The 13,047-nt window shown below is 46.0% G+C and carries 10 protein-coding genes; 1 reads left to right on the top strand and 9 read right to left on the bottom strand.

Translation table 11 applies throughout. The annotated features are described in order from the left end of the window. Positions 1–1,326, top strand: a 1,326-nt coding sequence (locus ACTOY7_RS20670; RefSeq protein WP_482672776.1) for a recombinase family protein, incomplete at its 5' end; no start/stop codon positions are given. Between the two features lie 231 nt (positions 1,327–1,557). Here ACTOY7_RS20670 and ACTOY7_RS20665 read toward each other — a convergent pair. The 9 genes from ACTOY7_RS20665 to ACTOY7_RS20625 all read right to left on the bottom strand — a co-directional run bounded on the left by ACTOY7_RS20665 (position 1,558) and on the right by ACTOY7_RS20625 (position 12,759). Next, the gene (locus tag ACTOY7_RS20665) at positions 1,558–2,634 is read right to left on the bottom strand and encodes a PDDEXK nuclease domain-containing protein (RefSeq protein WP_482672775.1); all 1,077 of its coding nucleotides are present in this window, start codon (positions 2,632–2,634) and stop codon (positions 1,558–1,560) included. Positions 2,635–2,898: 264 nt separating this feature from the next. Next, on the bottom strand, positions 2,899–4,386 hold the full coding sequence (locus ACTOY7_RS20660; protein ID WP_482672774.1) for an AAA family ATPase: 1,488 nt from the start codon (positions 4,384–4,386) through the stop codon (positions 2,899–2,901). A gap of 75 nt (positions 4,387–4,461) precedes the next feature. Further along, positions 4,462–6,420: a recombinase family protein gene (locus ACTOY7_RS20655; RefSeq protein WP_482672773.1), complete on the bottom strand. Its 1,959-nt coding sequence runs from the start codon at positions 6,418–6,420 to the stop codon at positions 4,462–4,464. After that, on the bottom strand, positions 6,420–8,327 hold the full coding sequence (locus ACTOY7_RS20650; RefSeq protein ID WP_482672772.1) for a recombinase family protein: 1,908 nt from the start codon (positions 8,325–8,327) through the stop codon (positions 6,420–6,422). The genes ACTOY7_RS20655 and ACTOY7_RS20650 overlap by 1 nt, the downstream gene beginning before the upstream one ends. Before the next feature lie 208 nt (positions 8,328–8,535). Further along, the gene (locus ACTOY7_RS20645; protein ID WP_300808195.1) at positions 8,536–8,709 is read right to left on the bottom strand and encodes a hypothetical protein; all 174 of its coding nucleotides are present in this window, start codon (positions 8,707–8,709) and stop codon (positions 8,536–8,538) included. A 110-nt stretch (positions 8,710–8,819) separates the two neighbouring features. Then, complete coding sequence (locus ACTOY7_RS20640) at positions 8,820–9,806, bottom strand: ORF6N domain-containing protein (protein WP_300822507.1); 987 nt, start codon at positions 9,804–9,806, stop codon at positions 8,820–8,822. Positions 9,807–9,832: 26 nt separating this feature from the next. Continuing rightward, complete coding sequence (locus ACTOY7_RS20635; RefSeq protein WP_482596082.1) at positions 9,833–10,624, bottom strand: hypothetical protein; 792 nt, start codon at positions 10,622–10,624, stop codon at positions 9,833–9,835. A gap of 198 nt (positions 10,625–10,822) precedes the next feature. After that, positions 10,823–12,337 carry an N-acetylmuramoyl-L-alanine amidase gene (locus tag ACTOY7_RS20630; protein ID WP_482672389.1) on the bottom strand — a complete coding sequence of 505 codons (1,515 nt, stop codon included), beginning with the start codon at positions 12,335–12,337 and terminating at the stop codon, positions 10,823–10,825. Between the two features lie 2 nt (positions 12,338–12,339). Beyond that, positions 12,340–12,759 (bottom strand): phage holin family protein, encoded by a 420-nt coding sequence (locus ACTOY7_RS20625; RefSeq protein ID WP_482672388.1) that lies wholly within the window; start codon positions 12,757–12,759, stop codon positions 12,340–12,342. Positions 12,760–13,047 lie beyond the last annotated feature (288 nt).

Here is a 13,047-nt window from a genome sequence, read left to right as displayed (position 1 = left end):
ATTAAAAAAGGACTGATTGCGAAAGTCATTGTCTATAAACTTGACCGTATCAGCCGTTCCATTCTGGATTTCGCAACCATGATGGAACTGTTCCAGCAGTACAATGTGGAGTTTGTTTCCTCAACGGAAAAGTTTGATACCTCCACCCCGATGGGCCGGGCCATGCTGAATATCTGTATCGTGTTCGCACAGTTGGAACGGGAAACGATACAAAAGCGGGTGACGGACGCTTACTATTCCCGCAGTCAGCGGGGCTTCAAGATGGGCGGGAAAGCCCCCTACGGCTTCCATACAGAGCCAATTAAGATGGACGGTATCAACACAAAACGGCTGGTGGTGAACCCGGAGGAAGCGGCCAATGTGCGGCTGATGTTTGAGATGTACGCCGAGCCGAAAACCTCCTACGGAGACATTACCCGGTACTTTGCGGAGCAGGGCATTTTATTTAATGGCCGGGAACTGATACGCCCCACGCTGGCGCAGATGTTACGCAACCCTGTCTATGTGCAGGCGGACTTGGATGTGTACGAGTTTTTCAAAAGCCAGGGGACGGTGCTTGTCAACGACGCCGCCGACTTTACGGGTATGAACGGGTGCTATCTTTATCAAGGCCGGGACGTGAAGCCGGACAAGGCGCAAAGCCTGAAAGATCAAATGCTGGTGCTTGCGCCCCATGAGGGCATTGTCCCTTCGGATATATGGCTGACGTGCCGCAAGAAGCTGATGAACAACATGAGAATCCAGTCCGCCCGGAAAGCCACCCATACATGGCTGGCGGGGAAAATCAAATGCGGAAACTGCGGATATGCCCTTATGAGTATCTACAATCCCTCCGGCAGACAATATCTGCGCTGTACGAAACGGCTGGACAACAAAAGCTGCCCTGGCTGCGGGAAAATCATCACGGCAGAACTGGAAGCGGTTGTGTATCAGCAGATGGTGAAAAAGCTGGACAGCTACAAGACGCTGACGGGCAGGAAGAAAGCGGCAAAGGCCAATCCCAAAATCACTGCCCTGCAAGTGGAACTTGCCCATGTGGACAGCGAGATTGAAAAGCTGGTGGACAGTCTGACGGGCGCAAACAATGTGCTGCTCTCCTATGTGAATATGAAGATAGCGGAACTGGACGGACACAAGCAGGCGCTTCTGGCGAAGATAGCGGAGTTGACGGTGGAAGCCATCAGCCCGGAACAGGTCAGCCAGATTTCCGGCTACCTCGACACATGGGACAGCGTATCCTTTGACGACAAGCGGCAGGTGGTGGATTTAATGATTACCACCGTTGCCGCCACAAGCGACAGCTTGAACATTACATGGAAAATCTGACGGGCATATCAGCGCCCGCCAGACCGTTACCTTGTGTAGTCCCTTGTAAACTGTATTTTCCTTTGTATCAACACCACACATTCAACATGTTCACCGTTGTCCAAACCTATACTTAAATCATTTTCAATAATCGGCAGCTTAAACCGAATTGATTTAAGCCACTGCCCCCCCCCTCATGTCTGTTATCCTATTTGTGCAACGGTCGTTGCACTCTTGCTGTTAATTTTGTTATTATTCTAATTCTTTTTCTATTTCTTCAATAGAAGGCAAACTGCTCTGGAACTCCTCTGGCAAAGACTGTGTGAGCTGATTCTGCCAATCTGCAACACCAATCGGGTTCTGATAACCAGATAAAGAATATTCCACTACAGTTTTATTCTTACCCTTAACCAACAAAAGCCCGATTGTCGGTTTGTCATCAGGATGGCACAAAATATCATTTACTATATTCTGATACATATTTAACTGACTGATAAATCCCGGCTCAAAATCACAGGCTTTTAATTCTATCACAACATAGCAACGTAATTTCAAGTGATAAAACAAAAGATCTAAATAAAAATCCTGTCCTCCAACCTCTAAATGAACCTGCCGCCCAACAAATGCAAATCCCTGTCCTAATTCTAATAGAAAACTTTGAATATGTTCTGTTAGTTTCTGTTCTATTTCCACCTCACGTCTTGGCATATCGGTTCCCAAAAAGTCAAACAAATAAGGATCTTTAAATATTTGATTCGCCATATCAGAATCAAGCGATGGCAGTGCCACAGGGAAATTGTTGACTGTTTTTCCAGTACGTTCCATTAATTTACTTTGTATCTGTAACTCAAGTATCGTTTTACTCCAACCACTTTCTATCGTTTTACCAGCATACCATATGCGTTCTTCCTGTGTTTTTAATTTATCCATCAAAGTAATATTTGTCCGCCATGGTATTTGTGCAACGACCCGTTGCACAATTTCATAATCCACCCAACACTGGGCAAATTTTCGCATATACTTAATATTACGTGGAGAAAAGCCGGACATTTCTGGAAAAGCAATTTTCAGATCCTTTGACATACGGTCAATAACCTTTGCACCCCATCCCTCTTCCTCTTGTTTTTTCAAAATAGCCCTGCCAATATTCCAGTAAAGGCAAATCATGCTTGTATTGGCGTTCATTACAACTGAAACTCTCTGCTTCTGAATTTCTTTCTTAATTTCTTCTATAAATTGCAAATAGCTATCACCCATTTCAGAAAGATTCGGAGCAACCGGAAATATCACTCCCTCTTTATCCTTTCCCATCCGCTTGCGCTTATCCATAAAACACCTCCTATATTCCTATTTGCCAATTACCATATTTATCCTATTCTTACATCCACATTTGGCAAAGCATAAATTGTTTTAGGTGCATTTTTAGGCAAAGTCAGTATCGACTACTTCGATACATTACGATTTCTCCTTACATTCAAATTGTATTTCCCCGATAATCTTAAAAATACCTTAATATAGAAATCATTTTATCACCTGTCTTTGGTTAAATATAGACCACGTCCTTAATTCCCATGGAATATAATGCAATCATAATCACACCGTCACTTCATCACCTGCACAAAAACTTTTTATATCTGCACACCACTTTTGAATGTTGGTTTCAATGTTTTGCTTTCCTTCCAAGTGTGCCAAAACATGCCTTTTATTTAATAAATAAACGAAACAAATAACTTCCTGTGCCGTTCTTCGTCGCTCTTCATCACTTAAAAAATTCAAATAATCCATGTCATCCAGACTATTTGTTCTCTCTAGCATATGACTATCGCCATTAAGCACAAGCCTATACATTAGATTCTTGAAATAATCAATGTAATCTTTGTCTCCAATCTGTTGCAAAATCGTATCATCACAGGAAATCTCTACTATTCCCTTTTTATACACAAATGTTGAGAACGCCTCCATCACTCGTCGCATTAAATTCCCAACAGTCAGAGTGTCATTCGCATTCTTGCCACAAGCATAATCATATACAGCTTTCAAAATCTCAGAATATTCGTTTCGTTTTGTGTAACTGAATGGAATAATCTCTTTGTTTTTTAATTCACAACAAGCATATGTAACTTTCTTTTGCCCGTTGCTTTCTCGCTTATATTCGACGCAAACCTCTTCTCCAATTTTTTGAAGATCATATAAACACTGAATATCATGTGTCATCACTAGAATTTGGCTTTCTGGATTGGTTTTAATAATATCGGCTACCTTTGCTTTCAGCAGTGACATAATTCCCACTTTGTTTTCAAAATCAAAACTTGATATAGGATCATCAATAACAAGGATTAGTTTTTTTGAATACCCGTCTTTCGCCTCCTGATTCATAATCAGTTCTGTAAAAAAATAGCATAAAGCAATAATATTTCTTTCACCAACAGACACATTGTTAGGCTTTACTACTTTTCCGTGGGCATACAATACATATTTATCACCTTCAACTTTGATTTCTAATCTATCCTTTGAAAAGAACACAAATCTAAGGCTCTTATTAATCAAACTGACTGCTATTTTTATGTTTTTCTTTCGAGATTTTAAGGTATTCAGTTCATCATTGAGATTTTTGATTTTCTCGTCAGATTCCTTTAATGCTTCATCAGCTTTCTTCTGTTCCCCCAAGGCTTGCTTCCATAACTTAATATCGCTAGAAACCTCATAATGTGCAATGGCCGCATTATCATTTGTGAGATTCCTTTTAAGGCCAGCAACTGTTTTAAGTTCTGCATTTCTTTTAGATTCAGCTTCAATTCTAAGTTCCAAATCCAATATTTTATCTTCAAGATTACCTAATTCACCCAAAAGAATAATTGCATTCAACCCATCGTCTCGTATTTTAACACGTGAACTCACATAATCTTCATTAAACACATGAATACACTGCGTATCCACAAAAGCCATATCTTTTTCATCAAGTAATGTGGCTTGGATTATATCATCAACTACATCCCCTTTTGCCTTACGCACAGCATTAGAAATAGTACTTTTTCCAGAGCCATTTTTCCCGTAAAGAACTGATATTCTATCTTCATTCATAAATAATTTCAGCTCTTTTTCTTCATTAAAAAAGCCCCTTTAAACTTTATCTTTTTTAGCATTTTATCCTCCCATTTAAATCATTTGAAAATATTTGAACGCATTTTTTATTGCATTTTCTTTTTCTTCTGTGCAGTTTGGCCGCTTAACATTTTCGTTCTTTGCCGTATTATAATTCTCACGCTCGATAATACCACACTTTGCTTTAATCTGAGCAATATTCAAACTGGATACTTTCAATCCGTATTTATCAAGCACATACTGTTTAATTTCCGCATAAGTGGCTTTGCTCTCCGCAGCCGTCAAATCAAGCTCGCTCATTTCCAATTCCACTTCTATATTCTGTTTTGTATGAAGTTTTGAAAGCAACACGATACTTTCGACTGTATTTTCATTGAGCAACCGAATTTCCTTACCAACCTCACCATCATAATACACTGGAAAGTTAAAGTTTATCTGCTTCAGCATGCGTCCATTATCCAACTTTTCCGGATAAATTTCAACGCTTTCTATAAAGTCTCTCAAAAATTCCTTCTTTTCAAGGTCCGTCAGCCGGTAATACAGCCTGTCAAAATTCGCCAGGATTTTGTAAAGCTGCTTTGCCGTAATCTGCTTCTCATAGGCTCCGTTTATCTGGCTATCAATATCTGCGATCGTATCCTCCAGTTCAGATGCCTTATCATACAGATTATCCAGCCTGTCCTGCATGTCTTGATACTTGCGGTCATAATGTTTATCGGACACATCCAGCTTATCCAGCATATCCGTCAGCTTCGTCTTCGCCCCAATCACCTGCCGCAAATGTTTCTTAAGCTGTTCCCGCTCCGTCTCCAGTGTGCTCACATCCACCCTCTCCGACATCTTCCGCAGGACAAATTCTTTCCACTGTTCATTCGCCGCCATATCCAGAATCACATTCTCCACTTCCCGGTTAAACTCACTCTGGTTGATCGACGGCTTGAAATCACAGAAATGTTCCTCATCAATTTTCTTCCTGTGCTGGCACCTGTAATAAAAATCATCCTTGTATTCGCCGGTCTTCTTATTCTTCCGCCGCCGGACAGTCCCGGCAAACCCCTTGCCGCAGACCGGACAGATAACCAACCCCGACAACAGGTGCTCATGATCCAGGCTGTGTGTCTTATTCCACTTGACACCCGTTTCCTTCCGTCTCTCCTGCGCCGCCGTCCACAATTCTCCATCAATGATCGCCTCATGCCTTCCGTCCGTGACCATGTAATCCTCCACCTGAACCCGGTGGTATTCATCCCTGGTTCCTTTCACCCGTTCCGTGGTACTCTTTCCATAAGTGATTTTCCCGATATACACCGGATTGTCCAGCACCCGCATGATGAGCCCCCGAGAAAAATAATTCAGTTCAAACTCCCTATTCTTCTGCTTTGCATATCCCCTCTGGTTCAGGTAATTGCAGATAGAATCCGCTCCCATGCCTTCGTGGACAAATTTCTCATAAATGATTTTTACAACCGCCGCTTCTTCCGGCTCCACCATCAGGGTACTTGTCTTAGAATCCAGCCTATACCCGAAAGGTGCCAGCCCGCCGTTCCATTTCCCTTCCCTCGCCTTCTGCTTCCTGCCTTCCATCGTCTGCACCAGGATATTCTCCCGCTCAATCTCCGCCACTGCGGACAGGACAGTGATGGTCAGCTTACCGGAATCCTTTGATGAATCAATGCCGTCCTCCACACAGATCAGGTTCACGCCAAAGTCCTGTATATACTGCAGGGAATTCAGCACATCCGCCGCGTTCCTCCCAAACCTTGACAACTTGAACACCAGTATATAATCCACCCCGTCTCTGTCATCCGCAACATCCCGGAGCATCTGGGAAAATTCCGGGCGTCCAGTGATATTCTTCCCCGATTTCCCCGCATCGCAATATTCCCGTACAATATCCATCTTCTGAAATTCCGCAAACTTTGTCAGCCGGTCCTTCTGGGCTTCCAGGCTGTACCCATCCACCTGCATCGCCGTAGAAACCCTCATATAGATATAACATTTCTTCCTCTTCATCACAAATCCCCCTGCTCTTTCATCTCCACATCCGCATCCAGCATCTTATAATGCTTCAGCGCATCTATGATGAATCCCTCCTTATCTTTCGGGCAGACCGGAACCCTTGCATCCGTTTTCTTTGACACATTGTAGTTCTTCCCCAAGTCCAACCCGTATTTTCTCTTCACCTGGGCAATATATAAAGAGGAAACCTTTGCGCCGAACTTCTCCGAAACATATTTGCGGATCTGTGCATATGTCGCTTTTGCCTCAGATGCCGTCAGCCCCAATTCTCCACAATCCAAAGTGAACACTACCTGCTCATCCGGCGCTTTATCCTCTTTCACATCTTCCTCCCCATAAAACACCGGGAACCGGAAAACAATGCTTTTTATGATCTTCCCATCCGGATGCTTCGGATAAACTTCTATTCTCTCAATAAAAAACCTATACATTTTCCGCCGCTCCTCACAGGACATATGCCCATACAGCTTCCCCATGTGTTCCAGAAGCCTCTCAATCCTATCCGCCGCCTGGGTGCCCTGCTTTGCTGCAGAAAGTTTTTTCATCTTCCTTTCCATTTCGGCCTCTGCCTTCTCAATACGGTCATACACCCGGTCAATCTCTCCCTGGAATTTTTCATAATCTTTATCATAATCATCATCCAGAAAGTCCAGGTTATCCAAGTCTTCCCCCAGTTTTCTCTTTTTCATCTCCTCTGACCGTATCGTTTTCCTCAGCTTTTTCAGTTCTGTCTCCAGCCTGTCCATAACATCCGTATTTTCCAGATGATGCAGCACCCTCTCCCGGAATACAGGAAGCATTGTCAGGCCGCTCACTATCTCAAAAACCGCGCCGTCCACTTTCTCCTGATTATAGGTATGGCTGAAATCACATACCCGGCCATTGCATTTCCTATTATTATTACAGCCATAATAGTAAAGAGTTTTGTAATATCCACCATGATTGTGGTTGATGCTCTTATTCTTTTTTGCAATCATCCCACTGCCACACTTCGGACATTTGACCAGCCCTGACAAAAGACTGATCCGCTCCGGTTCTTCTGTCTTTTTGCTGCGTCCCTTATGCCTCTCCCTCTTCATCCTTACGAAGTGCCACTGCTCCGGCGTGACAAGCGGCTCATGGCTCCCGTCCACTACAATGACATCCTTTTTCTTCTGGTTTCCTGCTTTGCAATTGGTCCGACGGTTATAAAAAATCTTCCCGCAATAGACCGGATTGTCCAGAATCGTCCCTACCATATCAAAAGTGAATGCCCGCTGTTCATTTCTGACAGTTTTCTTATAACCATGCTCATTCAGGTAGTTGACCACCGAATTGACCATCATCCCCTCCTGCCTGTAAAGGCTGAAGACCATCCTTACAAGCTCCGCCTCCTCTGGCTGAACGACCAGCTTCTTATTGACATTCCTATACCCGTATGGAATCGGGCCGCCTGGCCATCCGCCTTCGCTTAGCTTCTGCATCTTCCCCGAAAGGAACTGCGCCGTAATATTTTCCTTCTCAATCTCCGCCACAGCCGACAGGATAGCCATGGTAAGCCGCCCTCCCTGCGTGGAACTGTCAATGGCATCCTCCACGCATACCAGGTCAACCTCGCAATCTGTAAGCAGCTGCATGGATTTCAGCACATCTGCCGCATTCCTTCCAAACCTTGACAGCTTGAACACCAGAACAAAAGAAATCCCATCCTTTTCGCATACGATGTCATCCAGCATCTGCTGGAACGCTGGTCTGCCCTTGATGCTCCTGCCGGATTTCCCTGCGTCACAGTATTCCCCGGCTATTTCCAGTTCCCTGTAATCAGCATATTCCCTCAGCCTTTTCGTCTGCGCCTCCAGGCTGTACCCTTCTACCTGAGCAGCCGTGGAAACCCTCGTGTAAATATAACATCTCTTTTTCATTTTTGGTTGCTCACTTTCTGTTCGTATATCTGTTGCAAGAACAACTATATCGGATTTCCAGTAATTTGTCAGCGCCCCAAAATAACTTTTTTTATTTTTTTCGGCCGCTTCCCGAAATCTCCGGCAAGCACAGAAAATATATCACTGTTTTTGCATACCATGACACAGAAAATGCGCCGATTATCTCAAACATAACCGGCTGCATCCATCATTGTTCCCTATTCTCTTTTTCTTCTGGCTCCACGGCTTCAATCTCCTCCAGAACCTCCCGCCCGTATTTTTCTATCATGCGCGCTAAAAATTCCGCACAGCGCTCCATTTTCAGCATCACACCCCGATCTGGCAATCCGACATCCAGTTTTATGCTCTTCTGATCATTCATTCAGACACCCCCGGCTTTCTTTCTGGAGGTCTATGTACCCTGAATCCGATTTTTCCGATTTTGAGCCAAAAAAATTCGCCCCATACGGGGCGAATAAAATATTGTCATAATCATGTAAGTACCAACGCTGGATTTTTTATCAGAATATCCACCAGCTGCTTATAAACTGCCCTGTCCTGAACTTCCATGATGGTCGTTGTCTTTTTCCCGGCATCTTTGGAAGATGCGCCGCAATGGTAGATTTTCTCGCTCCGCTTTCTGTAATCCAGGATGATATATCTGTCATGCATCGTGTTATTGGTCCTCTTAAAATCTATCAGGATACCAGGAAACTCATTCCTAAAATCATTCAGATCTGCCCGTCTCAAATGGCTTTGCTTATTGTCTGAGAATACTGTAATCATAACACCCGGATTTACATTCCTCAGATGCATGATAGATTTAATCCCTATGTAATCATCAATGATAAAAATGCTGTTTTTTGCTTTTGCATAAATTCCCTGATATGCGGCATCTGCTTCCGCAAGCTGGCCATTCATAATCAGGAACTCTTTTCCAGTGTCTGATGACGCAAAATTCTTGAATATTTTGGGCAGATCCGATTTACGGAGCATCTCATCAGTGATTTTTGCAATTGCGGCAGTATTTTCACTGGTCTGAATAGCAAGCCGCGCAATGTCATCCGTTCCAATCAAGGCACGGTTTTCTGAAATATAATCTTTCATGCCCTTAAAGATGCGGATTAAGGCTTTGCTCTGAGCAATCGCCAAATCGCCTTTAAGAACGGTCATAAGCATATAAATACCAGTTTCTGTAAAAGCATATGGAAGTTTTCGCGTGCCTCCCCAACTTGATGTCGAATTTTTCGACATCAAGTTTTCAAACTCTGGTTTCGTCAGCTGAAAACGAAAATCATCATCAAATCTTTCACTGTTATTTTTTACCTGCTCATTAAACCGTCTTGTTTCATACCCATATATCCGAGCCAGATCCACATCCAGCATCACTTTCTGCCCACGGACAATGTAGATTAAATTCTCAACCGTCTCTTTATCCACAATGGCAATTTCATTTTTTGCTTCGCCAATATTTTCCATAATATGTATCGCCTTTCTTGTAATAATCAATCTATTCTCAAAACTTCTTTTATTTTTTTGTTCTCCTGACTGTCCGAATTCATTCTAAGCAATGCCGCAATATTTTCCGTTGTGCTGTCATCCATCAATGCCGGGTACTCTTTTATCAGAGAATCCAGCTGGGCAATGACCTCCCCCACATCCAATTCCTGCCTTTTGATGCTATCTATTTTAGCATTTGAAAGCCGGTTCAGTTTCTTTTTCATGCTTATATAATCCATCAAAATGCCCAAAATCAATTTCCGGGCCTCTTCAACACTAATATTCTCCCTCTCACTTTGTGAAGTTTCCATAGCATCCGAAATAACTTCAGTACTTATCGGGCCAGCAATCTTCGTATCTGTAAATTCCGGGGCAGATACTGCGGTCTTTATGTTTTCCCTATTTTTCTTTTGTTTCTTCCCATCCTGAACAGCCAATATCAGCTTATTTTTCACGCCGGCAATTCCGTTTTTTGCCTTTTTCCCTAAATTAACAGCAGTTTCCAAGACTTCTGAATTCTCAGCCAAAAAAGTAACAGTAGTATTTATGAGATTCAAAACAGACGTTATAGCATCCGTCGTTGATTGGCGGCTCTGCACCTCAGCCATACGTTCCTCATGCGCCATTTTCGCCAGTTCATATTCATAATCAGTATCCTCTACCTCTTCCCACTCAATAATATCTGGATTTTTATTCTCCGCATTACGTGTCTGTCCTATTACCCTATTAGAATTTTTCTTCGACTGTACCAGATGATCCCCATCTTTAATAATTGGCCTATAATGCTTCTCGCTCATACAACCAACACCTCATGTTCCATTCTTCTTTCACATTTACATTTTTCCGTTCCGGCAACTACAATAATGCGACTATCTTCATTATTCCTCTTAACATATGACAGTATATCAGATTTTTCCGCAATTTTCCACAAAAATAAAGGCCGTCCACAGCACCCAACACGCCATGAACAGCCTTCATTCCGAAACCATATCCTTTTATATCTTCTCACAGAAATCCAACGCGATCCATCCGGCTCCGCTCTTCAGCTTCCCCCATCCCGCATCAGACCCTGCCCCGGCCTTCACCTGCACAATGGTAAAGCAGCCCTTTCCGGTATACCTCCCCGTCCTGGGGGTATCCGTCCCGGCGCCTTCCCGGATATTCAGGTCCGCAACCCACACCCACACCATGAACGGGCAGGCCGCATCCGTCATACCGCCGCCATCTGCTTTCCCATAGACCACATTTCCATTCCAGTCAAACACCAAGTACCCTGGGTTCCCGTCCGCACACTCTTTCGCGTTCCCCAGCTCCTTAAAAGCCCCTTTCTGCGAGCCGGCATCCGCCCAGGACTTCCGGACGCGGTACCAGCCCCCAGCACCACCAGCGGAAGGCTCCCCTCCGGCCATTCCCAGGATGCCCTCCAGGATGGCAAGAATCTTCTCCCCATACCCTGCCCCCGCAGCCCATCCCTTCCCGGCCGGGTTCTCCTTCTGCCCCAGCCACTCCACATACTCCGCGCATCCCCTCTCCACATACCGGAACCGGGGATCCACGCACTCCTTCACCAACCCCTTCCTGGAAGCATAGGCTTTCAGATGCTGCACCTGCGCCCGGATCCCCAGCAGCGGCGTACCAAAGGAATTCCCCCTCATTCCCTTCCCCGTCACCCCCATGCCGCAGAAATTATTCTGCAAAAGAGTGACCGCAGAGCCGGAAAAGGTAAAATTCCCCGTCTCAAGGCAGGACTGCGCAAAGGCAATGTCGCCCCTCACGCCCTCCGCCTCCCCTTCGGAAAGGTACAGCGGGATCATGTCAAGGACAGACTGCACCACCCCCGGGTTCCTCGCCCTGACATACGCCGCCATCTGCCCCGCCGTCGCCACGGCCTTCCCCATGATCCTCATATAGCCGTCCACGCCGGAAGCCGCGCCCTCCATGGCCGCCCTGACCTCCCTGCGGAACCCGTCCATGGTATACCCCATGCCAAGCTGCCCCCACAAGTGCTCCGGATCCCCGTGGTTCGATGCGATCCCCCGGGCGCAGCCCTCCCTGTGGCTGATGACCACGCCATCCTCCAGCGGGTCAAGCCCGTACTTCCCGCAGAGCATGGCGAACAGCCCCACCGCCGCCCGGTAAGTCCTCTCCGCCACCGCCCTGGCCGCATCCACGTCCAAACAGGTAAAATTCGAGCCTGCCGTGTACCGAATACACGCGGACTCACACATCTCCACCCCGATATGGGTATTGTTCCCGCTCCCCCTATTACCGGAGCCGCAGTGCCACCCCCGGTGGTTCCAGGGCAGCGTCTGGTACACCGTCCCGTCCTCCCCGTCGATGAACCCGTGGACGCAGGAACCCCCATGCGCCGGGCTGTCCCAGGAACGGACGAACATGGATGCCCTGGGCTGGGGGCAGCCCACGGAATGGAGCATCAGCCCCTTCACCGTGATCTTCCGCCCCGCCGCATAACAGGGGTTCCTTGTCAGAAAGCTCTCCACAAGCCTCACGCTCACTCGTCCCCCTTCCCGTCTTCCGCCCGGCCATGGAGCTGTGCCAGGACGTCCTTCAGCTTCTCCGGCACCGGCAGCCCCAGGTGCGCCGCATTCTCCACCAGGCTCACGCCCTCATTGGAGATATAGAAGAAGATCACCGCTGTCCGCAGCACACAGCCGCTGCCGATGACCTGCACGTCCAGGACGTTAGCCATCCCCACCAGCAGGAAGATAAGCGCCTTCTTCGCAATGCCCCTAAACCCCACCTCGCTGGACAGCTTCCTATCCGCCACGGCGCACAGCACACCCGTCACATAATCCACCGCCACGAAAGCCACCAGGGCATACAGCAGCCCGTCACAGCCTCCCAGGAACCAGCCGAGCCATCCCCCGACAGCCGCAAAAACCATCTGTACCGTGTTCCAGAATCCCTTCATAACGAAACCCTCCTTCAATGAATTTTTTGTATGATAAAAGGCCGCCCGCCCCACGGCAGACAGCCCCATATCCAGATAACATTTTATTACACACCCCTGCACATCAGGGCACGCCCGTCACGCCTCCTCCGTCAGCGTATAGGTGATCTTCATGGTCTTGTTGGCATCCTTCATCACCGCCGAAGCCAGGTGTAAAACGGCGTTTTAAAATCCCCAGCTACTGCAAATATACCGCAAATTAATTTCTTAAACATAAAAAAGTAACCACAGAAATATGCTGTATTTTCC

The organism is Schaedlerella sp. (genome assembly GCF_056796775.1).
The sequence above is the reverse complement of the archived record's forward strand: the minus strand, read 5'-3'. Positions and strand labels throughout refer to the sequence as shown.